Here is a 22,871-nt window from a genome sequence, read left to right as displayed (position 1 = left end):
GCTCCGGACGTCCGGAGGAAAAACGTCACACAGCATCGCTATGGGCGTCCGAACACGTAGGCTCGGGGCAGACTCATGGACATGTTCAAACGGATCGGCGCGAGCGTGGCTCTCGCCTTGTCGCTGGGCGGGGCGCTGCTTGCGCCTGCAGTTCCGGCCAGGGCCGAGATCTTCACCGTCGCCGTCGTTTCAGACACCCAGAACTATGCCGACATCACCCTGCCGCAACCACGCGGCGCCGATACCTTTGACCAGCAGATGCGCTATCTGGTCGATACGCGGCAGGACAAGAACCTGGCCTTCGTCACCTTCGTCGGCGACATCGTCCAGCATGGCGACGGGCAGTTCCGTCGGGCGATCCCCGACGCCGAGGGTGAATACCAGTTCTTCGACACGCGCGAGGAATGGGACATCGCCAACCGCGCCATCTCGATCCTCAGCCGCAGCGGCCTGCCGTTCGGCATGGTTCCGGGCAACCACGATTACGACAACTATTCCTGGTGGACCCAGGATGGCCCCGGCGCCTCCAAGCCGCTGGCTGGCGGCCGCACATGGAGCCTCTATTTCGGACCGACCTCGCGCCATTTCGCCGGCAAGGCCTGGTACGGAGGCGCGTCGGAAAATGGACTGAACAGCTATCAGACCTTCAACGGCGGCGGACGGACGTACCTGCACCTGTCGCTGGAGATGGAGCCCCCGCAATCCGCGCTGGCCTGGGCCCAGGGCGTGATCGACGCCCATCCCGGCCTTCCCGTCATGATCACCACCCACGAATGGCTGCGCCCTGACGCGCAGGAGCGATCAAACGGCTACGACAGCTATTTCCCGGGCGCCGACAACCTCAGCCCCGACCAGGTCTGGGATCGTTTCATTCGCAAGAACGCCATGATCTTCATGGTCCTGAGCGGACACAACTACACCCGCCCGGTGGACGGCGTGTCCAATGGCGAGAACCTTCGGATCGACCTCAACGACGCCGGGCATCCGGTCTATCAGCTGATCCAGGACTACCAGGGCAATACTGTCGGGCCGGACGGAACGGCGGGTTCGGCCAACGGAGGCGCGGGCTGGCTGAGGTTCATGGCGTTCGACACCGACACCCGGAAAATCCGCTTCTACACCTACTCGACCTTACTGGGGCGGTACGCTGGCCGTGACGGCGAAGCCACCTTCGGCGTCGCGCCCGAACGGTCCGAGTTCGAACTGCCCTTCCCGCCGCAGCTATAGTCCCCGATTGCAGGGTCTTCCCCCCTCCCATTCAGGCCGGCAGGCGGTTTTGCATCAGGCCGCCACCATCAGTTCTCGCCTGATACATGAGGCATGACCTGAACTATCTCAAGGAAGGGGCGAGGCGCATGGGCAATGCTCCGGCTTCGCGCGTTTCCTTCCATCTCTGCCGTTTGGAGGCGGCAGGCCTCATCGCCAGCCGCCGGAACGGCCGATCAATAATTCACAACGCCGTCTTCCCCGCCCTTGACGTGCCTCTGAGTTTTCATCCAGCGGCGACCAGAGTCCTTGGGTTAGTTACGCCTCGCAGCGTGGGGTGAGCAACAGGCCGGGCCGCGCAGCTTTCATACTGCGCAGCGGGTCGGCCTGTTGCGGTCAGACTGGCGGCAAAAGCCTCCGGGGTGAGGTAGCCGATCGATGAGTGCGGCCGGCAGGTATTGTAGTCCAGCGCCCAGGCGGCGACCTTCTGGCGGGCGTGGTCGAGGCCGAAGAACAGGCTTTCGTTCAACAGTTCGTCGCGCATCCGCCCGTTGAAGGATTCCACAAACCCGTTCTGGGTCGGCTTGCCCGGCGCGATGTAGTGCCAGTCGACGCCATGATCCTGCGCCCAGGCCAGGATGGCCGTGGACGTGAACTCCGTGCCGTTGTCGCTGACGATCATGGCAGGACGGCCCCGCCGAGCGATCAGCGCTGTCAGCTCCCGCGCGACGCGGCGTCCCGAGATCGAGGTGTCGGGGATCGCCGCCAGGCACTCGCGGGTGACGTCGTCGACCACGTTGAGAATGCGGAAGCGGCGGCCCGTGGCGAACTGGTCGTGCACAAAGTCCAGCGACCAGCGGGCGTTCGGCCTGGCCTCGACCAGGATCGGCGCCCGCGTGCCTATGGCGCGACGACGTGAGCGGCGCTTGCGCACCGTCAGGCCTTCCTCGCGATAGAGCCGGTAGATCCGGTTCTTGCCCGAAGGCTCGCCCTCACGTCGCAGCAGCACGAACAGCCGGCGATAACCGAACCGTCGCCGCTCCACAGCCAGCGCGCGCAACCGCTCCCGCAGCGCCGTGTCCGGCTGACGGCAAGATCGATAGCGCACCGATTTGCGATCGGCCTTGATGATGGAGCAGGCCCGCCGCTCGCTGACGCCGAACGTCGCCTTCAGATGGGCGACGGCCTGGCGCATCGCCGCGGGCCCTACCACTTTTTTGAAAGCAGATCGTTCAGCGCCGCCTTGTCGAGCATGGCGTCGGCCAGCAGGCGCTTCAGCTTTCCGTTCTCATCTTCCAGGGCGCGCAGACGCTGGGCGTCCGACACGCTCATCCCGCCGAACTTGGCCTTCCAGGCGTAGATCGTGCCCTCGGACACGCCGTGCTTGCGCGCCAGCTCGCCCGCTTTGGCGCCGGCCTCGTTCTCCCGCAGGATCCCGATGATCTGCTCTTCCGTGAATCTCGCTCGTTTCATTCCGTCCGTCCTTTCATGATCTGCTCCCCGAAAACTGGATCACGGGACGTTAGAGTTTTTCGCTGAGATTTCCCTGGCTGGGAAGGAGCGGAAACCATGAAAGCATCGGCTTTCTCGGACGTCCAAAAGGCGTTCATTCTGAAGCAGGGCGCTGACGGCGTGCCGGTGGCGGAGATCTGTCGCCGGGCTGGGATCAGTCCGGCGACCTACTTCAACTGGAAGAAGAAATACGATGGTCTGCTGCCAACGGAGATGAAGCGGCTCAAGCAGCTCGAGGACGAGAACGGTCGCTTGAAGCGGATCGTGGCCGACCTGTCGTTGGACAAGGAGATGCTGCAGGACGTCATCCGGCGAAAGCTCTGAGGCCTGGTCGCAAGCGCGAGCTGGTGGCGGGCGTCTGTGGTGACTGGGGCGTGTCGATCCGGCGGGCTTGCCGGGTTCTGGAAATGGACACTTCGAGTTTTCACTACAAATCCCGCCGCCCCGACCAGGCCGGCCTCGAAGCCCGCATCAAGGCGATTTGCGAGACACGCGTGCGCTACGGCTATCGCCGGGTGCATGTGCTCCTCCAGCGCGAAGGTTGGCGGACAAACATCAAGAAGACCCACAGGATTTACAAAGCCTTGGGCCTTCAACTGAGAAACAAGACGCCCAAGCGGCGGGTGAAGGCCAAGCTCCGGGAGGATCGCTGTGAGGCGACGCGGCCGAACGAAACCTGGGCGATGGACTTTGTCCACGACCAGCTGGCAACCGGTCGCAAGATCCGCATTCTGACCATGGTGGACACTTTTTCGCGGTTCTCGCCGGTGATCGATCCCCGTTTCACCTACCGGTCTGAGAACGTCGTGGAAGCGCTCGACAAGGCCTGCGCGAAGCTCGGCTATCCCAAAGCCATCAGGGTCGACCAGGGCACGGAATTCGTCTCCCGAAACCTCGACCTATGGGCCTACGCCCATGGTGTCACCCTGGACTTCTCTCGTCCGGGCAAGCCGACGGACAACGCCTTCATCGAGGCCTTCAACGGCCGCTTCCGGGCCGAGTGCCTGAACGCCCACTGGTTCCTGACGCTTGCCGACGCGGCCGAAAAGTTGGAGGGTTGGCGTAGATACTACAACGAGGATCGGCCCCATGGGGCCATTGGCAACAAGACGCCGATCACGCTGATGAATCCGGGTGACATAGCCAGCCTGTCACCCTGACTCGGGCCGGAAAACTCTAGCCTCGGGTGCTCCAGAGAACGGGGGCGGATCATCAAGGGCCGGACTCTAGCTCCGCGTGGAGGAAATTCTCAGGGGCACGTCACCCTGTCTGATCTGGTGGCGCTCCTGATGCGAGACTGTTGTGACGGTCATTGCGAGTTTTGCGGTCGCGCTATCGCACTCTTCTTCCAATGCACCGGTCCCCCCGCGGACAAAGCTCGTAAAGGTCGGGCCGTCATCGATCTGGCAGCCGTTTCCATCCTCCCGGGGATGGATTGGGATGGGCGTCCATAAGCCTGCCTTGGCAGCGCCGTTGCGCCTTCAGGTGTTTGCCCTCAGCCCCGATCAAAGCCTCTAGCCAGGGTCGGGGCCAACTGGGCGAGGCCCTCTTTACCGATATCAAGGCTGACCTGTTGTCCCGACGCCAAAGTCGGCGTCCCGGGTCGAAGACGCGCGTAGTGTTCAAAGCCCCAGCATAGCACACGATTACGAAGCGCCTTGATCTCAATTCGTCATGCGCTCCCGTCTTGACCACCTCACGAGCGCCCGGGTCCGGCGATCCGAGCGATCCGCCCGCTTTCAAGCCGTCTCTGATTTTGACTCAGATAGCGACTAGCCCAAGGCACTGTATTTTCACCGATTTTCAGGGAGCTTTGCACTAATGTGCTAATCTTAGCGCTAAACGCACCGAGCTTTGGCGCTGCCTGATCTGACGGGCAGGCGCGTTCGATACCGATGTCTAGCGCGTCTGCGCCGCCTTTCGCCACGATTTCACTTTGATTTGGTGAGGCTTCGGGATTTTGGGATGGAGACAGCAAGGGCGGCGTGCTCACGCGGCTCTTTAAGGGATAGCTTGCGTATCCTTTTGGGCGTATAATCAGTGTTGATGGGGATGGAGCTCCCCGATAACCGCCGCAAGGCTGATAGCTCCTGCTATGCGAGAGGCCGCTTGGCCGCGCAATGGCGGGAGCATATGACCTTTCCCACCCATTGAGCGAAACCCGCGCGCCTCACAACACAATGGAGGCAAAATGGGATTTTTGATTGTTTTTCTAGGATCGGGTATCGGAGGCGCGATGCGCCACGGCGTCAATCTCTTGGCCGCAAAAACATGGGGCGAGGAGTTTCCGTTCGGTACGATGGCGATTAACGTCCTCGGCTCATTCGTCATGGGGCTGTTGGTTGAGCTGTTCGCATTCAAGTTCGGAATGAGCCAGCAGTGGCGACTGTTTCTGACTACTGGCGTCGTAGGCGGTTTCACCACGTTCTCGACATTCTCGCTTGAGGCGGCGCTCCTGTGGGAACGTGGGCATGTTTTGCAAGCATTCCTCTATGTGTCTGGTTCGGTGGTGCTAGGCATAGGCGCTCTGTTTGTTGCGCTGTACCTTGGCAGACACTTGCTAGGCATCAGTGATGCCTAGTAGGCAAGGGTGCAAATAGCGGCTCCCCGCCAGAACCAGTTTACAGATTAGCCAAAACGCATAGCCAATATTGGCGTTTTGGCGGTTTCTTAAACCACTGGCGCGCTTGCGCGCCAGTGACATTCTTATCTTTCCTATCCCATCTTATCGGGAGGGGCTCCGAGGTTTTGGGGCGGAAACGGAAAGGACCGCGTGGTAACGTGGCCTCTTCCGTTCAGAATAATTCGCCTTGTCGGGTGGCTTCGACATGGCGTCGCCACTCTGGCTTTGTCGCCTTCTCGTCCAGCCATGCGACGATCTGCGCTACAGATCGCCGCCGTTGGCCTCGACGGCGCCGCAGGGATGGAAATGCGATTTGTAGCCGTATCGGTGATGGGAAGCGGCGCGCGTTCTGGTCGAATGCTTTGGTTTTCAAGGCGGGCGATCACGCCCTCGTCCACGTCGCCGCAATAGTAGTCGAGCAATTCCGCGCCAAGCGCGCCATGCTCGGCGATGAACGCGGCCAGTTCGGCCACCCGTTCAAGGCTGGCATATTCGCTAAGGCGCCCGCTACCGCCCTTGCTCTCTCGATCGACGTCCCACGGCCGGCGCTCGGAGCGGATCAGATCACCCTCCAGTCATGATCGGGTTCCTGGTCCCTGCCTGTCTGTTTCTGGGCTGTATCCTATTTGCCCCTGCTACAGTCCTGACCGCCCCTGGGAGGCGGCGCTGCTCGCCCTGGGCGGCCCGTCTTCTCAGGATCACTCCGGTACGTCGGCGACGGCCTATGTCTCGCGCGATCCCCGGGACTACGGATCGGCCCTCATGATCCGGAACAGACCCGACGCCCAGACCCGCGGTGACAAAACATCGCAAAACCAATGAGAAGAAGGATAAGGCCGCGCTATAGCCGGGCGCGACGCCGCTGCAGCAAGCAACGTGCTGTGTCTTTAGACGGCGCTCTGCGTTTCAGGGCGAACCTTATAACAGATTGCCATTGGCGTTTGACGTTATTAGCTAGGCTTTGATGCCTTGGTCGATGATCAGATTGGCGAGAATTTTTGCGGCGCTGACCCTGGTCATCGCCGTTTTCGCCGTGATTCCGGCGACCGACGCCGCAGCCTGCACCCCCGAGATCCCCGCTCTCGAGCAGGTGCTCAATCCTCATCCCAGCGATACGCATGGCGGCGAGGGCGTCGAATCTGGGGCCTGCGCCCACGGCCATTGCCACCATACGGCCAGCGAGCGTCATGCCATCCCCGAAATCGATGTGACGGCGCCCCATGCGGCGTCGCCGCGTGTCATCCCCGGCGATGACACGACCGTGTCCTTCGCCCCCAACGGTCTCAAGCGCCCCCCCAGAGCCTGATCAGAAGCCTGCGCCATCGCGCGCCCTCCTTCTGAATTAATTCTGGAAATTCAAACATGTCTCCGACAATTCGTCGTCGGCCGCGCCTCGCGACCGGCTGCGCGCTGGTCGTGCTCGCCTCCCTTGCGGCCGGGCCGACCTGGGCCGAGCCTGCACCCTCCTACGCCGAACTCCTGGCCCGCCTGGACCAGACGCCGGCCGCATCCGAAGCGTTCGCCTTGGTCGACGCCGCCGAAGCCCGTGTTCGACAGGCCCGCGTTCGCCCCAATCCCAATCTTTCCCTCACCGCCGAGAATGTCGGCGGCTCGGGTCCCTATTCTGGTTTCGGCGCAGCTGATCTAGGCCTCTCATTCAGTCAGGATCTCGAGCTGTGGGGGCGCAGGCCCGCGCGGGTGAACGTCGCACGGGCCGAGGCAGGATCAGCGGCTCTTCGGCGCGACCTAGCCCTCATTGACGCCGGCGGCCGCCTGGCCCTGACCTATGCTGAGGCCGAGGCGGCCCAGCGCCGAACCCAATTGGCCGAGGAAGGCCTTTCCCTGGCCCTGGCGGACGCTCGCGCCGCCCTGGCTTTGGTCGAGGAAGGGCGCGAGCCTCTCCTGCGGGGGGTCCAGGCCGAGAGCGAAGCCGCCGCCGCCCGGGCCAGTCTGGACGAAGCCCTGGCCGAACGCCAGGCCGCCCTCGCCCGCCTGACTGCTGTCGCCATGCTGCCCGCTCCGGCCACCTCGATCGACGCCAGCCTGCTCGACGCCGCGGTCAGCGTCCAACCGACGCCGGTCGACAGCGCCCCGACGGTTCGGGTGGCTGAATCGGAGGCCACGGCCGCCGAGCGCCGCATCCAGGTCGAGCGCATCGACGGCCGTCCAGACGTCACCGCCAGCGTCGGCGTGACACGGTACGGCTTGGAGGACGAGACCGCCCTGACCGTCGGTCTCAGCCTGCCCCTGCCCCTGTTCAACAGGAACCGTGGCAATATTGATGCGGCCCAGGCTGAGTTCCGCGCAGCGGAGGCCCGCGTTCTCCAGGCGCGGCAGGACGCCCATGCAGACCGATCAGCCGCGATGGCCCGCCTTGCCTCCTCCGGCAGCCGCGTCTCGGCGGCCGATGCAGGAGTGAAGGCGGCCGAGGAGGCCTATCGCCTGTCGCGACTCGGCGCCGATGCCGGGCGCATCTCCCAACTCGAACTGCGGGTCAGCCGCACCGCCCTGATCAACGCTCGCGCCGCCGCCGTCGACGCTCGCCTATCGCGCGTCCGCGCCGAAATCGATCTGGCGCGCCTGGAAGGCCGCGCCCCGTTCCAAGGAAACTCCTGATGCGCTCCAAGACATCCAACAAGACCCTGCTGATCGGCGGTGTCGCCGCCCTGGTCATTCTGGGCGGCGGGGGCCTCTATATGGCCCTGCAGAAACCATCTGCGACGCCGGCGGAAGAGGCCGCTCCGGCGAAGGCGGCTGACCAGGCCGAGGGCGAAGCGGGCCACGCCGACGAAGGCGAGACCCCCGAGGGCGTCGTCGAGCTCAGCGCCGAACAGCTCAAGGCGGCCGGCATCTCGATCGTCGCCGTCTCGCGCGGCGGGGGCGGAGAAACCCGTCTGTCCGGCCGGGTCGAGGCCATGACAGACGCCCGGGCCGCCGTCGGCGCCATGGTCGGCGGCACGGTCGAGCGGGTGCTGGTGGCGCCGGGCCAGACGGTCCGTGCGGGCCAACCCCTGATCAGCCTCGTCAGCGGCGAAGGCGCCGCCTTGCGCGCCGATATCGACGCCGCCTCGGCGGCGGCGACGGCGGCTCGTCAGGCCTTCCAGCGCAACCGCAACCTCGCCGACCAGGGCGTCGTCGCCCGTCAGGAGGTCGAGGCCTCCCAGGCCCAGGCCGCCAGCGCCGAGGCCATGGCCCGCGCCGCGCGGGCGCGCGCGACGGCGGCCGGTTCGCCCAACGCCTCGGGACGAATGAGCGTCGTCAGTCCCATCTCGGGCGTCGTCACCAATGTCCAGGTCGGCCCGGGCGGCTTCGTCGCCCAGGGCGGCGTGGTCGCCGAGGTGACAAATCCGGCCCGCGTCGAGCTGGTCTTCAACGCACCGCCGCAACTGGCGGCCCAGGTCCGCGTCGGCTCGCGCATGCGCGTTACCGGCCCTCAGGGCGAGTTCGACGCCCTGGTGGTCGGGGTTGCGGCCGACGCCGGCCTGCAGGACAGCGGCGCGACCGTGATCCGCGCCCGTCCGGACGGCGGCGGCCTGCCGCCGGCGGGTTCGCCCGTCACCGGCGCTGTCGTCACCGGAAATCCTTCCGGCGGCGCCCTGACCGTGCCGTCCGAAGCAGTGCAGACGGTCGACGGCGCCACAGTGGTTTTCGTCCGAAATGATCACGGTTTCCGCGCTCAGCCCGTGCTGGCCGGACGTCAGGCCGGCGGCTCCACCGAGATCCTGCGCGGCCTGACCGGAACCGAACGCGTCGCGGCGGCCAACGCCTTCCTGCTCAAGGCCGAACTGGCCAAGGGCGAAGCCGAGCACGGCCACTAAGGGAGGGCGATCATGTTCAAAGCCATCATCGAAGCGTCCGTCCGCTTCCGCTGGTTCATCGTCCTGGCCACGACCCTGGTCGCGGCCTGGGGCCTGTTCCAGTTGACCAAGCTGCCGATCGACGCCGTTCCGGACATCACCAACCGGCAGGTGCAGATCAACACCGTGGCCCCGGCCCTGGCCCCCGAACAGATGGAGCGTCAGGTCACCTACCCGCTGGAAACGGCGATGGCGGGCATTCCTGGAATCCAGAGCACCCGCTCCCTGACCCGCAACGGCTTCAGCCAGGTCACCGTCATCTTCAGCGACGCGACCGACATCTATTTCGCCCGCCAGCAGGTGGCCGAGCGGATGGCCCAGGCGCGTGAGAACCTGCCCGAGGGCGTCGAACCGGCCCTGTCGCCGATCACTACCGGCCTGGGCGAAGTCCTGATGTGGACGGTCGACCTCAAGCCCTTCGACGCCAAGACGGCGCGGGCGGGCCGCCCCGGCTGGCAACCCGACGGCGCCTATCTGACGCCCGAGGGCGAGCGGCTGGCGACCCCCCAGGCGCGCGCCACCTATCTGCGCACCGTGCAGGACTGGATCATCGCGCCCCGGATGCGGACCGCGCCCGGTCTGGCGGGCGTCGACGTCAACGGCGGCTATGTGAAGGAGTACGCCGTCCGCCCTGATCCGGCGCGGCTTGCCGGCTATGGCTTGGGCTTGGGCGACCTAATCCAGGCACTGGATCGCGCCAACACCCAGGCCGGCGCCGGATACGTGCAGCGGGCCGGCGAGGCCCTGACCGTGCGTACAGACGCCCTGGCCCAGACGGTCGAGGATCTGGCCCAGGCGCCCGTGGTCAATCGCAACGGCCTGGTCGTGCGCGTCGCCGACGTGGCGGTGGTCGAAATCGGCCAGGCGCCGCGTCTGGGCGGGGCCAGCCGCGACGGCCATGAAGCGGTCATCGGTACGGCCCTGATGCTTGCGGGCGAGAACAGCCGCACCGTGGCTCAGGCCGCCGCCGAGCGGCTGGAGCAGATCAGCGCCAGCCTGCCGCCCGACATCGTGGCCGAGCCGGTGCTGAACCGCAGCGCCCTGGTCAACTCCACCATCAAGACGGTGGCCAAGAACCTGACCGAAGGCGCCCTGCTGGTCATCGTCGTGCTGTTCCTGCTGCTGGGGAACATCCGCGCGGCGACGATCACGGCCCTGATGATCCCGATCAGCTTCCTGTTCGCGGTCATCGGCATGAACCGCTTCGGCATCAGCGGGAACCTGATGAGCCTCGGCGCCCTGGACTTCGGCCTTCTGGTCGACGGCGCCGTGGTGGTGGTCGAGAACACCCTGCTCATGCTCAGCCAGCGCCGAGCGGATGTGGGCCGCGCCCTGACCCGCCACGAACGTCTGGGCGTCGCCGCCAACGCCGCGCGCCAGATGGTCAAGCCCGCCGCCTTCGGCCAGCTGATCATCCTGCTGGTCTTCACCCCCCTGCTGATGCTGGAAGGGGTCGAGGGCAAGACCTTCATCCCCATGGGCGCCACGGTCATGCTGGCTCTGGTCGGGGCCTTCATCTTCTCCTTCACCTTCGTCCCGGCCATGACGGCCCTGCTCGTGCGCGAACCCAAGACCGTCCATGTCGATGACAAGGGCGAAGCCCTGGAGCATGAAACCTTCCTGCTGCGCCACGCGCGCCGCTGGATCGAACCGGCCATCCGTGCGGCCGTCGATCGCCCCAAGGTGGTCCTCGCCGCCGCGGTCGGCGCCCTCGTTATCGGCGGTGTGGTTTTCACCACTCTGGGCCGGGAGTTCATCCCGACCCTGGACGAAGGCGACATCGCCATGCAGGCCCTGCGCGTGCCCTCGGCCTCGCTGGAGCAATCCCTCGCCATGCAGATGGCGCTGGAACGCGCCATCACGGCCCAGCCCGAAGTCCAGACCATGTTCTCCCGGACGGGCACGGCCGAGGCGGCGGTCGACCCCATGCCGGCGAACATCTCCGACGCCGTCATCGTCTTGAAGGACCGCAGGGAATGGCCTGATCCGAAACTGCCGAAGGAGGAGTTGATCGCCCGCATCGAAAAGGCCGCCTCCACCCAGTTGGGTAACAGCTTCGAGTTCAGCCAGCCGATCGAGCTGCGCTTCAACGAGCTGATCTCGGGCGTCCGCACCGATCTGGCCGTCATGGTCTATGGCGACGATTTCGCGCAACTCCAGGCGACGGCGGATCAGGTGGCCAACGCCCTGCGCGACACGCCCGGTTCGGCCGACGTGCGGGTGGAGCAGGCGTCGGGCCTGCCGACCCTGACGGTCAGCGTCGACCGCTTCGCCGCCGCCAACTACGGCCTGGCGGCTGCAGACGTGTCGGAAGCGGTCTCGGCCGCGATCGGCGGCGCCGAGGCAGGACAAATCTTCGAGGGGGACCGTCGTTTCGACGTCGTGGTCCGTCTTGACGATACGCAGCGGAACAACCCCGCCGCCCTCGCCGCCCTGCCCGTCACCACGGCGGCCGGTCTGACGGTGCCCCTGTCTTCGATCGCCCGCATCCAGGTGGCCGAGGGCCAGAACCAGATCAGCCGCAACGACGGCAGTCGCCGCATGGTGGTCCAGGCCAACGTCCGCGGCCGCGATCTGGGCGGCTTTGTCGGGGACGCCCAGGACAGGGTCGGCGCCCAGGTCAAGCTGCCGACCGGCTATTCGCTCAAATGGGGCGGGCAGTTCGAGAACCTGAAGCGAGCCGAACAGCGGCTCGGCCTGGTCATCCCGGTGGTTTTCGTCCTGATCGGCATCCTGCTGTTCATGGCCCTGGGGTCGTTCGCGGAGGCGGGGCTGGTCTTCGCCTGTGTTCCCCTGGCCCTGGTCGGCGGGGCGCTGGCCCTGTTGCTCAGGGGCATGCCTTTCTCGGTCTCGGCGGCGGTCGGCTTCATCGCTGTGTCCGGCGTCGCGACCCTGAACGGTCTGGTCCTGATGCAGGCCATTCGCGAGCGGCTGCAGGCGGGTCAGAACCCGCACGACGCCGCCCTCTTCGGCGCCTTCAGCCGCCTGCGGGCGGTGCTGACAACGGCCCTGGTGGCCATCGTCGGCTTCATCCCAATGGCGCTGGCGCACGGAGCCGGGGCCGAGGTGCAGAAGCCTCTGGCCACCGTGGTCATCGGCGGTCTTCTGACGGCCACGGCCTTGACGCTGCTGGTGCTGCCGACCTTCGCGGCCAAGGCCGTCAAACATCGCAAGGCGGAAGGGATCGAGGACTGATGGGCGGATCCCGGGAACAGGATACGCTTCAACGTCGCACGCTTGTCGTCGTTCTGGCGCTCAACGTCCTCCTGTTCGTGGGTCTCGGAGTCGGCGGCCTGTTCGCCGACTCCAGCGCCCTCCTCGCCAACCCGCTCGACAACGGCTCCAACGCCGCGGTTTATATGATAAGCTTCCTGGCCATCGGCCGGACGGTGTTTTGGAAGACCTGCGCCGCCCGGCTGTCGGGGATCATGCTGTTGATCTTCGCCGCCGGCGTCCTGCTGGCCGTAGGACGGCGCTGGATCGTAGGGACCGAACCGGTCGGCTGGACCATGATGGGTCTCGCCGTCATATCGGCGGTCGTGAACCTGATCTGCCTTGTCCTGCTCAAGCGTCAGGACGGCGACGACGTCAACCTGGAGGCGGCGCAGACCTTCAGCGTCAATGACTTCGCCTCGAACGGCGGCATGCTCGTCGCCGGCGGACTGGTCACGGCCCTGAGTCAGGCCTGGCCAAATCGAGCGGCAGGCCTCGCCTTCAAAGGCGGAATGGACATCCTCCGCGACGCGAGCAGCGTCGCCGTTGAAGGAACAATCTCGTGAATCCTCCCAAACAGCACGGGCGTGAAGGCTCCGCCGTCCCTATCGACATCCAGGGCGTCCAGAAATGGCGCAAGCTCTTCATCCTGGCGGGCCTTTTCGCCCTCCTGGCCTGGACGCCGCTGGTCAAGGCCCGCCCCGAATTTGAACACCCCGTCGAACATCTCGGCCTCATCGCCATCATGATCTGCATCTTCGGCCGCGCCTGGTGCTCCCTTTACATTGGGGGGCGCAAGAAACAGGAAATCGTCTCCAACGGCCCCTATTCCCTCTGCCGCAATCCGCTCTACGTCTTCAGCTTCATCGGCGCCTTCGGCGTCGGCGCCATGTCAGGCAGCCTGACCATCGGCCTGGTGTTCGCCCTGGCCTGCTGGGGGGTCTTCCGGGCGGTCGTCGAAAGGGAGGAGCGCTTCCTCGCCGGCGCCTTCGGCGCGACCTATGAACGTTACCGCCTCCGGACGCCGCGTTTCCTTCCGGATCTCCGACTGTGGCGCGATGAGGCGGAACTTACGATCCGCCCCGCCTTCTTCCTTCGCACCCTGAGAGACGGCCTCGTCTTTCTCCTGGCCCTGCCCCTGTTTGAACTTCTGGAGGGCCTCCAACAGTTCGGCTGGTTCAGCGTCATCTTCCAACTTCCCTAAGGCGAAGCATGGATCGCCAGCGTCTTGTGACCTCTCTCGCCGCTCTTCTTGCGGCGCTCGCCTTCCTTGCGGGCGCCGCCGTTCGCCTCGCTTCGCACGAGCGCGACGTTCAGGCGGAGTCGCCGCCCTCGCCTTCAGCCCCCTCTCCCTCATCCGAGGAGTTCAAGCATGCCTAGTACCGTCAGACTCGACATACCGGTTCTTCTCCCCGAAGCGCCTGATGCCTCGGACGCCTGCGTGGAACGGCTCGTCAAACGCCTGTCTGGCGCTCCGGGCCTGTCCCAGGTCCATGTCGCGGAATCCCCTTCCGGGCCCCAGCTCTGCCTGCACTACGACCCCGAGCTCCTGTCGCCGGACGAGGTGCGCCGCAAAGCGCTCCAGGCCGGAGCCGAGATCAGCCAGCGCTTCGGCCACCTGGTTGGCTGGACCCAAGGCGTGCGCCACGCGCGGCACGCCCGTTCGCTCGAGACCGATCTCAAGGCCGAGCCCGGCGTCCTCGAGGTCGGGCTAGACGCCGCCGGCGCGGTCCGCGTCGAGTTCGACCAGAACCGGACCACCCGCGACCAGTTGATGAAAACGCTCGCCGGCCACGGCCTCGCCTTCTCCCTTCAGCCCTTCTCGGCCAGGTCTGAACATGCCGCCGGCGACCACGCTGGCCACGACCACGGCCACGGCCACGGGAAAGAGGATCACGCCGACCATGATCACGCCCATGGAGGGATTTTCGGCGCCAACACCGAACTGATCTTCGCCCTCGCCGCCGGCGGCGCCCTCGGTCTCGGCTTCGCCCTGGAAAAACTGGCCTCGGGCTTGCCGGGCTGGATCCCGCTCGCGCTCTTTCTCTGCGCCTACGGCCTGGGCGGATTCTTCACTGTGCGTGAGGCGATCGACAACCTCAGACGCAAGCGCTTCGAGATCGACACCCTGATGCTGGTGGCGGCGGCGGGCGCGGCCGCGCTCGGCGCCTGGGCGGAAGGCGCCCTGCTCCTCTTCCTCTTCAGCCTCGGCCACGCCCTCGAGCACTACGCCATGGGCCGGGCCAAGCGCGCCATCGAAGCCCTGGCGGAACTGGCCCCGCGCACAGCCCGGGTGCGGCGTGACGGCGAGGTGATCGAAATACCCGTTGAGGCGCTCGAGGTCGGCGAGGTGGTGGTGGTCAGGCCCAATGAACGCCTGCCCGCCGATGGCTTCGTCATCAAGGGCGCCACCAGCGTCAATCAGGCCCCGGTCACCGGGGAGAGCATGCCGGTCGACAAGCAGCCGGTCGACGATCTCGCCGAGGCCCGGGCCCGCCCCGCCTCCATCCTCGCCGCATCCGCCGTCTTCGCAGGTACAATCAACGGCGCCGGCGCCATCGAGATCGAGACCACCCGCAAGTCCAGCGACACCACCCTGGCCAAGGTCGTGCGCATGGTCAGCGAGGCGGAGACCCAGAAGTCGCCGACACAGAGGTTCACCGACCGGTTCGAGCGCGTCTTCGTTCCCCTCGTCCTGGGCCTGGCCTTCATCCTGCTCTTCGCCTGGGTGGTGGTCGACGAACCCTTCCGCGACAGCTTCTACCGCGCCATGGCGGTCCTGGTGGCCGCCAGCCCCTGCGCCCTGGCCATCGCCACGCCGAGCGCCGTCCTGTCGGGCGTCGCCCGCGCCGCCCGCGCCGGCGTCCTGATCAAGGGCGGCGCGCCGCTTGAGAACCTCGGCGCCGTCGACGCCATCGCCTTCGACAAGACCGGCACCCTGACGGAAGGCCGCCCGCGGATCACCGACGTCATCCCCGTCGACGGGGCCGACGAACGCGCCCTGCTGACGGTGGCGGTCGCCGTGGAACGGCTCAGCGACCACCCCCTGGCCGAAGCGATCGCCCGGGACGGCGCGGCGCGTCTCGACGGCGCCGCCGTCCCTGCCGCTTCAAGCCTGCAGAGCCTGACCGGCAAGGGCGTCGCCGCCGAGCTCGAGGGCGTCACGGTCCAGATCGGCAAGCCCGAGATGTTCGGATCGGACGGCGTGCCGGTTCTCGGCGCCCAGGCGACCAAGGCGGTCGATCGCCTTCGCGCCCAGGGCCGCACCCTGATGGTGGTGCGCCAGGGCGAACGCGATCTCGGCGTGATCGGCCTGCTGGACACGCCGCGTGCGGCCGCGCGCGACGCCCTGACAAGACTGAGATCTCTAGGCGTCCGGCGCATGATCATGATCTCGGGCGACCACCAGGAGGCGGCCGAAGCCATCGCCGGCCAGGTCGGGCTGACGGAGGCCTGGGGCGACCTCATGCCCGACGACAAGGTCGAGGCGATCAAGCGCCTCCGCGCCGAGACCAAGGTCGCCATGGTCGGCGACGGGGTCAACGACGCCCCCGCCATGGCCACGGCCACGGTCGGCGTGGCCATGGGCGCGGCGGGCTCCGACGTCGCTCTGGAAACCGCCGACGTGGCCCTCATGGCCGATGATCTGTCCAATCTCCCATTCACGGTCGGTCTGAGCCGTCGCACCCGAACCGTCATCCGCCAGAACCTGTTCGTTAGCCTCGGCGTGGTCGCCTTCCTCGTGCCGGCCACCATCCTCGGTCTCGGCATCGGCCCGGCCGTCGCCCTGCACGAAGGCTCCACTCTCCTGGTGGTGTTCAACGCGCTGCGCCTGCTCGCCTACCGCGATCGACAGGCGCCCGCATCCTATCCGGTATAAAGCCCATGAAACGCCTTAGCTGGCTTACCCTCATCGCAGCCTTCCTGGCGGCTGCAGCCTTTCTGTTCGGCATGATGTCGCGTCAATCCTCGCCCGATCGTCCGGCGGCTGCGGCCGTCCAGCCGATCGACGAGCACGCTGGCCATGCCGACGCCCCGGGAGACACGCCCTCGACCCGCTCCTTCAAGGAGGCTAATGAACATCTTCACCAAGCCACTGACATCCGCTGGACCGGCGACGCCGACGTCGATTTCATGCGCGCCATGATCGCTCATCATGAGGGCGAAATCGCCCTGGCCCGGATCCAGTTGCAGCACGGCTCTGACAAGGACGCCCGTGGGTTGGCCCAGGACCTCATCCGGGCGCGCGACACGGAAATCCTGCGAATGCGCCTCTGGCTGGCGCGACGCGAAACTCAGCCGGCGCCGAAGAGCGGCGCCTGACATGGCGCGCACCGTTCGATGGAGGGAAGGCCGGCCCGGCAAGCGTCGTGGCAGGCGGCTGCCGCCGCCCCGGGCGAATCCGCTTCTCGACGGGCTCGCTGTCCTGACGGCGAGTTTCGTGAGCGCCGGCGCTGTTCTCACCTTCGCCATCTTCTGCTTCAGCACGCTCGGATGGCCGGTGCACGTGGTCTATGGCGTCGGCCTTCCCCTACTCGCCCTGGCCGGTCTGCGGCTCGCACCACGCGCCCGTCCGGGACTCACCCTGACCCTTCTGTTCAGCCTGCTCTGGCTCGGAGGCTCTGGCTTTCTCTACGTCGTGCGCGACGACCTGAACCCTGTACGCCACTATCACGGCCCGCCCGGCGCGGCTCACGGGGACGCCGGCGTTTCGCGCCCAAGCGAGGCCTCCGGTCCCTCAGGTCATGCTCAAGGCGCCGAGACGGCGTCCTCTGGCTGAGACGTCTCACGCAAGGCGTCCAACACCCGATAGTCCTCGACGGTCGTGCGGCCCAGCGATCCAGGACGGAGACGAGGGTGTCCTCCAGCCGCACCAAGCCTCTTTCGCGATCAGCTGTGAAAGCTCGTAGCCTGGTCTTCACGCCCTGACGCAGCGGCCGGCGCGAGAGACTTGATGAAACGGACGCGCTCCAGGTGGAAATCCAGCTCCGGCTTGTAGCCCGCCTCGGCGAACGCTCGCTGTTGAGGCGGCGCCAAGGCGGCGCCATCGACTAGCCACCATTGCGGATTGGCCGAGGCCTTGGGCAGGAGGCCGCCCAAGATGCGTTCGATGTCGCGAAAGCTCAGTTCAACCTCAAGCGCCTTCTGACGACGCAGATACCGAACAAGCGGGTCATATTTGGCCATGTTTCAGCCTGCTCCCGTTCTTCGGCGCATCGAGCCGCCGGTCCTTGAACGCCTGCGCCTATAACGGCGCCCGTCGCTTCGGAAAAGACCGGCCCTGTGGAACAGCTCGGCTTGAAAACACCCCGCAGCTTCACCGCGACAGAAACCAAGACCCAAGGCGTTCCGAAGACCGCTAGCAAACTCTCCCGCAAACGCGGTGGTTCCGCGATTGAACGTTGGATCAACCGGTTCATGTTCACGTCACTGGCGAAGCCGCTCAGCTCCGGCTATCTTCCCTCCATGGCCAATTCCTTCGCGACGCCCTCGAAATCGGTCCAGAAACGCGGCTCTGTGGTTTCCCGGCGCGCGACCAAGGGCGCGAGCTCCAAGGTCACCTTCAGCGGCGTGACGGTTATCGCTCCTGTCCGTCGTCGAAACATTTGGCGCAGGTTTGGCGTGGCGTTAACGGAGAGCGGGCCTCGTCAGGGGTTGGCTTTTAGGCGGCGAGCTTGCGGTGCTGCAAGCGGCGATGTTCGATGGTCTGTTTCTTGATGGCGGCGCGCTGGGCGTGGATCTGCCGATCGCGGCCAAAGTAGGCATCTGCGGGCGTCACATTGCCCAGGCTTTCGTGATAGCGCTGGTGGTTGTAGTGCTCGATGAAGGCTTCGATCTGGGCTTCGAGATCGCCGGGCAGGTAATAATTCTCCAGTAGGATGCGGTTTTTCAAGGTCTGGTGCCAGCGCTCGATCTTGCCCTGTGTCTGGGGGTGAAAGGGGGCGCCGCGCACGTGGCTCATGGACTGGGCCTCGATATAGGCGGCCAGTTCGCCCGCGACATAGCTCGGGCCATTGTCCGAGAGCAGGCGCGGCATGTGCAGCACGGTGGCGCTGTCACAACCTGATGCGGCCAGCGCCAAGTCCAGCGTGTCGGTGACATCGCCCGCCGTCATGGTGGTGCACAGCTTCCACGAGATGATGTAGCGGGAATAGTCGTCGAGCACGGTTGAGAGGTAAACCCAGCCCCAACCGATCAGCTTGAAATAGGTGAAGTCGGTCTGCCACATCTCGTTTGGTCGCATCGTCTTGGTGTGGAACTCGTCGCGGGCCTTGATGACGATATAGGCTGGGCTGGCGATCAGATCCTGTGCCTTGAGCAGGCGATAAACCGTGGCCTCGCAGACAAAGTACTGCTTCTCATCGGTAAATTTGGTGGCCAACTCGCGGGGCGAGAGTTCGCTTTCCTCCAGCGCCATGTCGATGATCTGTTTGCGCACATTCTCGGGCAGCCGGTTCCATACCCGGCTTGGCGCCGAGGGGCGGTCTTCCAGCGCCTCAGGCCCACCATCAAGGTAGCGGGCATACCAGCGGGCAAAGGTGCGGCGTGGGATGCCCAGTTTCTCCAGCGTCTGTCGGGTGGGCAGATGGGATTGCTCGACGAGGCGGATGATCTCGAGCTTTTCTGCGGCGGGATACCTCATTCTTGGTCGCCCCCATCCGCGATCATGCTTTTTTTAAGCAGGCGGTTCTCGAGCGTCAGGTCGGCCACGCATTCCTTGAGAGCCAGTGCTTCACGGCGCAGATCCTTGACCTCGTCACTGGTGGCGGCACGGGCCGTGTCCCCGGCCAGACGGCGTTTGCCAGCCTCAAGGAATTCTTTTGACGCAGGAATAATACACGCTCTGGGCGATGCCTTCGCGGCGGCACAGTTCAGCGATGCTCTCCTCGCCGCGCAGGCCTTCGAGCACGATGCGGATTTTATCCTCGGCCGAGAAATGCCGGCGTGTGGCACGGCGAATATCTTTCACCACCACCTCGGCGGGCTTCTTGGTGGGCTTGGCAGCCAATTTTGGGCTGGAGGGATTGGGTCTCATCTGCGTTCCTTACGTCACTGCGACGAGACCCAATCCCTCCATTATCCGCAACCCCAGATCTGTGCCAAAGGCGCTGACGCCGAACAATCGCTCCCAAACCCGCGTCCGCCGATGTCAAACGCAATGTGGCGATGAGCAGCGAAGCGCTTGAACGCGCCAAGAAGCGACTGATGCGCCCTGGCGTCCGTCTCTACGCCCGCAAGGATGTTCCGCTCTATTCCGCCGACCCTGACCGTCCCGGCGTCTTCATTCGCGAACTGAACGGCAAGACGGAGCGCGGCGTGCTGGAGAACGGGACCTTCAAGGTCACGGGTTGACCAGCCTCCGCGTCGCGGTAGACGCCATTCTCGCCGCCCAGATGCAGACAGAAAAACCGCTCGCCATCATCCTGGCGGGGCACAATGGCTCGGGTAAGTCCACCATGTGGCGCCGGTCCCTGGCCGACACTCTGCGGATTCCGCTGATCAATGCGGACCGGATGATGCTGTCCATTCTTCCCGAGGCCGGCGACGATGGATTCCTCGCGGCGTGGGCCGCTGAGCTTCGTGACACGGATCGCGGCTGGATGAGCGTGGCCCAGCAGGGCGTCAACGCCTTCGCGGGTCACGCGATGGCCGCTCAGGTGCCCTTCGCCATGGAGACGGTCTTCTCCTACTGGGAACCGCAGGAAGACGGCCGGATCCTGTCCAAAGTCGACCTAGTCCGAGACATGCAGGCGGCAGGCTATTTCGTGCTGCTGTTCTTCGTCGGCTTGGCCAATCCCGAACTATCCATCCTGCGCGTCCAGACGCGCGTGAGCAGCGGCGGCCACGGGATCGAGGAAGGCGTCTTACGACGCCGTTTCCCCAGGACTCAGCAGGCGATCAAGCTGGCCGTCGATGTCGCCGACGCCTCCATCCTCACGGACAACAGCCGGTCCCATAGGGAGGCCTTCACCGTCTGCCGCGTCCAGATCGGCGGCCAGGAGGAGTTCGACGTGCGGCGCTCCGCCTCCCCCGCCGCCCTGATTCTCAACTGGCTGGAGATCGTGGGGCCGGACGCTGAGGCTCAGGCTCCGCTCGAGACCGACCCAGGCAGGCAGTAGGCCGACCAAGCCTGCATGACCTCCCGTCGCTTTCGCAAGGCGTCGCTACGTCTGTAGGCCCGCTCGGTTTCGTCGCCGACGGCGTGGGCGAGGCATTCCTCGATGACCTCCCGGGCGTAATGCGTCTCGTCCCCCGCCCAGTCCCGGAAGGTCGAACGCATGCCATGAGGCGTGCAGCCCGGCGCCAGGTCCCGCAACAGCATGTCCATCGCCATGTTGGACATCACCCCGCCCTTGGGGCCCGGGAAGATCAGTTGATTGGGTCTGACCCGCGCGGGTCGGATCGCCTCCAGCACGGCCAGGGCGCCGACTGACAGGGGCTGGCGAAAGGCCCGCTCCTTCATACGGCTCTTGTCGAGCTCCCAGACGTCGTCCCGGATCTCGCCCCAGGTCGCCTCAAGCGTCATGGTCTCCCGCGACGCCGTGAGGATGGTGAACTCCAGCGCCCGAGCCGACATTCCCTGACTGTCTGCCAGACGCTTCATGAAGGCCGGTATCTGAACATAGGGCATGGCCGGCATATGCCCGCGCTGCAGCCGGGGACGCGGCGGCAACAGGTGGTTCAGATTGCCCTTCCACAGGGCCGGGTTTTCTCCGGTGCGCAGCTTCATGACCCGAGCGTAGTCCAGCACGCGCTCCAGCCGCTCGCGCAACTTGCCCGCGGATTCGGCCTTGGTCAGCCACATGGGCTGAACGACGGACAACACAGTCTCGACGTCGATCTCATCGATCGGCCTGTTCTTGATGGCCGCGGCATGACGCTCGATCGAGCGCATCCAGCCCGCCTTGGTCTTTCGGCCCCGCCAGCCGCCTTCCTGGGCCGCCACATAGTCCTTCCAGCACGCCAACAGCGTCGGCCGCCCTTCGACCCGAACCGGCCGGGGCGGATCCATAGGCGCCACGGGCGCGGGAATGGGGGCGGACTGACCGCACTCAAGAGGATCCCGCCCTGCCGCAACGGCCCGTTTCGCGGCGTCACGGGCGAGCCGGGCGTCAACCAGGGAGACGTCGAGGAAAGAACCCAGTCCCAGGTCCCTTCGTGCCCCACCCGAACGATAGCGATAGATCCAGCTGCGTCCGCCGGTCCCGGAGACGACGAGATAGAGACCGTCGCCGTCGGAATAGTAGCCCTTGCTCTTGAAGCCTCGGACACTTCGATCCGTGAGCTTGTTGACCTTCAAAGCCATGAACACGCCCCCCCGCAAATCAATCCGGAAACCTGATTCTAGTGGCTCCTCATTTCATTTCCACAGCCTTCCTTCCCATCCAGCTTCCCATCCACCAGACAAAAGCTTGTAGAAACGCGCCGAAACGGCTCGAAACGAAATGAAAAACACAACACATTGTATTGAAGCAGTTTTCGCGGAACCAACCGCACCTCGGCGACACGATATGGAAAACTATTTCCAGCCTCTACCCGCGGAGCCATCTCGGTCTTGTCGTCGGTGGCTATCAGCAGGCGCACGCGGGCTGCACGGCTTGAGCGGAGATCGAGGCGACGCGGTGTCGCTGATCTGGATGCCCTGATCGCAAATTTCGACAAGCAAATCGCGGCTGCGCCTGGCAAGGCATCCAAGCGGCTGCACAGGTTCAGATGAATTTCGACAATCGCGCGCCGGCCAGGCTCAATCTCGGCGTTGTTCGCCTACGTCATAGCCAAGCGAAACGACGCGCCCCCTATGTTCAAGGGCGACGACTTCAGCCGCACCGATCTCGCGACCGTCTTGCCTGTCTGACTGGGCCGATCAGTCGTCGCGGTGAACACGCTCGCGGCGCTCGTGGCGCTCCTGGGCTTCGACCGACAGGGTGGCGGTCGGACGGGCTTCCAGGCGTCCCAGGCCGATGGGTTCGCCCGTATCCTCGCAATAGCCGTAGGTGCCGTCCTCGATCCGACGCAAGGCGTCGTCGATCTTGGAGATCAGCTTGCGCTGGCGATCGCGCGTGCGCAGTTCCAGCGCGCGGTCGGATTCGGACGAGGCCCGGTCCACCAGATCGGGGTGGTTCTCGGTCTCGGCCTTCAGATTGACCACCGTGCCCTTGGACTCGCGGAGGATGTCCTCTTTCCAGTCCAGCAGCTTCTTCTTGAAATAGGCCTGCTGCCGTTCGTTCATGAACGGCTCGTCGTCGGACGGGCGATATGGGCCTGGTTCGTCGGTCACAACGGACGCCAAAGCGTTCATCGATCTCACGCTCTCTAACACGCCCCCCTGTGGCGCAGAAGGCCGTATAGTCAGCCTGACGAGTCGCGGCAACGCGGTTCTCGATTCCGTGATGCAAATGGGGCCGGCAGACGAACAAAGTGACATTTGTCACTCACCTCACAAGCTTAGCCGCCTGACA

General features: G+C 65.4%; 19 protein-coding genes, 2 pseudogenes and 1 riboswitch. Of the genes and pseudogenes, 15 read left to right on the top strand and 6 right to left on the bottom strand.

What is annotated here, in order from left to right:
• Positions 1–75 precede the first annotated feature (75 nt).
• Complete coding sequence (locus tag AC0L6G_RS01180) at positions 76–1,227, top strand: metallophosphoesterase (protein WP_260398551.1); 1,152 nt, start codon at positions 76–78, stop codon at positions 1,225–1,227.
• Between the two features lie 265 nt (positions 1,228–1,492).
• Here AC0L6G_RS01180 and AC0L6G_RS01175 read toward each other — a convergent pair.
• Positions 1,493–2,679 (bottom strand): IS3 family transposase gene (locus AC0L6G_RS01175; RefSeq protein ID WP_473252733.1). Its coding sequence is split into 2 segments (ribosomal slippage): positions 1,493–2,418 and positions 2,418–2,679, totalling 1,188 coding nucleotides; the frame shifts between segments, so codons are not numbered across the junction.
• 96 nt (positions 2,680–2,775) lie between these two features.
• On the opposite strand from AC0L6G_RS01175, the gene AC0L6G_RS01170 reads away from it, so the two are divergent.
• The 11 genes from AC0L6G_RS01170 (at position 2,776) to AC0L6G_RS01120 (ending at position 17,191) form a co-directional block, all read left to right on the top strand.
• Positions 2,776–3,878 (top strand): IS3 family transposase gene (locus AC0L6G_RS01170; protein ID WP_473252732.1). Its coding sequence is split into 2 segments (ribosomal slippage): positions 2,776–3,037 and positions 3,037–3,878, totalling 1,104 coding nucleotides; the frame shifts between segments, so codons are not numbered across the junction.
• A gap of 879 nt (positions 3,879–4,757) precedes the next feature.
• Positions 4,758–4,818: riboswitch (Fluoride riboswitch) on the top strand.
• A gap of 91 nt (positions 4,819–4,909) precedes the next feature.
• Positions 4,910–5,299 (top strand): fluoride efflux transporter CrcB, encoded by a 390-nt coding sequence (gene crcB / locus AC0L6G_RS01165; RefSeq protein ID WP_184273058.1) that lies wholly within the window; start codon positions 4,910–4,912, stop codon positions 5,297–5,299.
• A 1,018-nt stretch (positions 5,300–6,317) separates the two neighbouring features.
• On the top strand, positions 6,318–6,647 hold the full coding sequence (locus AC0L6G_RS01160) for a hypothetical protein (protein ID WP_184273054.1): 330 nt from the start codon (positions 6,318–6,320) through the stop codon (positions 6,645–6,647).
• Between the two features lie 56 nt (positions 6,648–6,703).
• Positions 6,704–7,957 (top strand): TolC family protein, encoded by a 1,254-nt coding sequence (locus AC0L6G_RS01155; protein ID WP_184273051.1) that lies wholly within the window; start codon positions 6,704–6,706, stop codon positions 7,955–7,957.
• Complete coding sequence (locus AC0L6G_RS01150) at positions 7,957–9,159, top strand: efflux RND transporter periplasmic adaptor subunit (RefSeq protein WP_184273048.1); 1,203 nt, start codon at positions 7,957–7,959, stop codon at positions 9,157–9,159. Before AC0L6G_RS01155 ends, AC0L6G_RS01150 begins: the two co-directional genes overlap by 1 nt.
• Positions 9,160–9,171: 12 nt before the next feature.
• Positions 9,172–12,393 carry an efflux RND transporter permease subunit gene (locus tag AC0L6G_RS01145; protein WP_376856397.1) on the top strand — a complete coding sequence of 1,074 codons (3,222 nt, stop codon included), beginning with the start codon at positions 9,172–9,174 and terminating at the stop codon, positions 12,391–12,393.
• Positions 12,393–12,977 carry a cation efflux transmembrane domain-containing protein gene (locus AC0L6G_RS01140; RefSeq protein ID WP_184273042.1) on the top strand — a complete coding sequence of 195 codons (585 nt, stop codon included), beginning with the start codon at positions 12,393–12,395 and terminating at the stop codon, positions 12,975–12,977. The genes AC0L6G_RS01145 and AC0L6G_RS01140 overlap by 1 nt, the downstream gene beginning before the upstream one ends.
• Positions 12,974–13,615, top strand: a complete 642-nt coding sequence (locus AC0L6G_RS01135; protein WP_184273039.1) for a methyltransferase family protein — start codon at positions 12,974–12,976, stop codon at positions 13,613–13,615. Before AC0L6G_RS01140 ends, AC0L6G_RS01135 begins: the two co-directional genes overlap by 4 nt.
• A 237-nt stretch (positions 13,616–13,852) precedes the next feature.
• Entirely contained in the window at positions 13,853–16,291 is a 2,439-nt protein-coding gene (locus AC0L6G_RS01130) for a heavy metal translocating P-type ATPase (protein ID WP_433956295.1), read from the top strand.
• A gap of 5 nt (positions 16,292–16,296) precedes the next feature.
• Entirely contained in the window at positions 16,297–16,734 is a 438-nt protein-coding gene (locus AC0L6G_RS01125) for a DUF305 domain-containing protein (protein WP_184273032.1), read from the top strand.
• 118 nt (positions 16,735–16,852) lie between these two features.
• Positions 16,853–17,191 (top strand): hypothetical protein, encoded by a 339-nt coding sequence (locus AC0L6G_RS01120; protein ID WP_184273029.1) that lies wholly within the window; start codon positions 16,853–16,855, stop codon positions 17,189–17,191.
• A 110-nt stretch (positions 17,192–17,301) separates the two neighbouring features.
• Here the strand turns inward: AC0L6G_RS01120 and AC0L6G_RS01115 are convergent, their stop codons facing one another.
• The gene (locus AC0L6G_RS01115; protein WP_184273027.1) at positions 17,302–17,598 is read right to left on the bottom strand and encodes a DUF7662 domain-containing protein; all 297 of its coding nucleotides are present in this window, start codon (positions 17,596–17,598) and stop codon (positions 17,302–17,304) included.
• Positions 17,599–17,694: 96 nt separating this feature from the next.
• On the opposite strand from AC0L6G_RS01115, the gene AC0L6G_RS01110 reads away from it, so the two are divergent.
• Positions 17,695–18,129 carry a hypothetical protein gene (locus tag AC0L6G_RS01110; RefSeq protein WP_473252731.1) on the top strand — a complete coding sequence of 145 codons (435 nt, stop codon included), beginning with the start codon at positions 17,695–17,697 and terminating at the stop codon, positions 18,127–18,129.
• Here the strand turns inward: AC0L6G_RS01110 and AC0L6G_RS01105 are convergent.
• Positions 18,074–19,447 (bottom strand): annotated as a pseudogene (locus AC0L6G_RS01105) (IS3 family transposase). The gene AC0L6G_RS01110 and the pseudogene AC0L6G_RS01105 overlap by 56 nt on opposite strands.
• 170 nt (positions 19,448–19,617) lie before the next feature.
• Between AC0L6G_RS01105 and AC0L6G_RS01100 the strand changes: the two are divergent.
• Positions 19,618–19,764 carry a hypothetical protein gene (locus AC0L6G_RS01100; protein ID WP_473252730.1) on the top strand — a complete coding sequence of 49 codons (147 nt, stop codon included), beginning with the start codon at positions 19,618–19,620 and terminating at the stop codon, positions 19,762–19,764.
• Positions 19,761–20,531: a hypothetical protein gene (locus tag AC0L6G_RS01095; protein ID WP_221415959.1), complete on the top strand. Its 771-nt coding sequence runs from the start codon at positions 19,761–19,763 to the stop codon at positions 20,529–20,531. The genes AC0L6G_RS01100 and AC0L6G_RS01095 overlap by 4 nt, the downstream gene beginning before the upstream one ends.
• Here AC0L6G_RS01095 and AC0L6G_RS01090 read toward each other — a convergent pair.
• The 3 genes and pseudogenes from AC0L6G_RS01090 to dksA all read right to left on the bottom strand — a co-directional run bounded on the left by AC0L6G_RS01090 (position 20,495) and on the right by dksA (position 22,711).
• Entirely contained in the window at positions 20,495–21,424 is a 930-nt protein-coding gene (locus AC0L6G_RS01090; protein ID WP_312205248.1) for a tyrosine-type recombinase/integrase, read from the bottom strand. The two genes, AC0L6G_RS01095 and AC0L6G_RS01090, sit on opposite strands and share 37 nt — an antisense overlap.
• Positions 21,425–21,475: 51 nt before the next feature.
• Positions 21,476–21,718, bottom strand: a pseudogene (locus AC0L6G_RS01085) (Arm DNA-binding domain-containing protein); the annotation flags it as partial.
• Between the two features lie 558 nt (positions 21,719–22,276).
• Positions 22,277–22,711, bottom strand: a complete 435-nt coding sequence (gene dksA / locus AC0L6G_RS01080; protein ID WP_293824490.1) for an RNA polymerase-binding protein DksA — start codon at positions 22,709–22,711, stop codon at positions 22,277–22,279.
• Positions 22,712–22,871: the final 160 nt, after the last annotated feature.

This window comes from Brevundimonas sp. D3-1P (assembly GCF_055809335.1).
The sequence above is the reverse complement of the archived record's forward strand: the minus strand, read 5'-3'. Positions and strand labels throughout refer to the sequence as shown.

Excerpts from the sequence above, each read along its gene's own strand:
- AC0L6G_RS01115 (WP_184273027.1), bottom strand. The coding sequence starts at position 17,598 with ATGGCCAAATATGACCCGCTTGTTCGGTATCTGCGTCGTCAGAAGGCG.
- AC0L6G_RS01090 (WP_312205248.1), bottom strand. The coding sequence starts at position 21,424 with ATGGATCCGCCCCGGCCGGTTCGGGTCGAAGGGCGGCCGACGCTGTTG.
- AC0L6G_RS01100 (WP_473252730.1), top strand. The coding sequence starts at position 19,618 with ATGCGCCCTGGCGTCCGTCTCTACGCCCGCAAGGATGTTCCGCTCTAT.
- crcB (WP_184273058.1), top strand. The coding sequence starts at position 4,910 with ATGGGATTTTTGATTGTTTTTCTAGGATCGGGTATCGGAGGCGCGATG.
- AC0L6G_RS01180 (WP_260398551.1), top strand. The coding sequence starts at position 76 with ATGGACATGTTCAAACGGATCGGCGCGAGCGTGGCTCTCGCCTTGTCG.
- AC0L6G_RS01140 (WP_184273042.1), top strand. The coding sequence starts at position 12,393 with ATGGGCGGATCCCGGGAACAGGATACGCTTCAACGTCGCACGCTTGTC.
- AC0L6G_RS01150 (WP_184273048.1), top strand. The coding sequence starts at position 7,957 with ATGCGCTCCAAGACATCCAACAAGACCCTGCTGATCGGCGGTGTCGCC.
- dksA (WP_293824490.1), bottom strand. The coding sequence starts at position 22,711 with ATGAACGCTTTGGCGTCCGTTGTGACCGACGAACCAGGCCCATATCGC.
- AC0L6G_RS01125 (WP_184273032.1), top strand. The coding sequence starts at position 16,297 with ATGAAACGCCTTAGCTGGCTTACCCTCATCGCAGCCTTCCTGGCGGCT.
- AC0L6G_RS01160 (WP_184273054.1), top strand. The coding sequence starts at position 6,318 with ATGATCAGATTGGCGAGAATTTTTGCGGCGCTGACCCTGGTCATCGCC.
- AC0L6G_RS01155 (WP_184273051.1), top strand. The coding sequence starts at position 6,704 with ATGTCTCCGACAATTCGTCGTCGGCCGCGCCTCGCGACCGGCTGCGCG.
- AC0L6G_RS01145 (WP_376856397.1), top strand. The coding sequence starts at position 9,172 with ATGTTCAAAGCCATCATCGAAGCGTCCGTCCGCTTCCGCTGGTTCATC.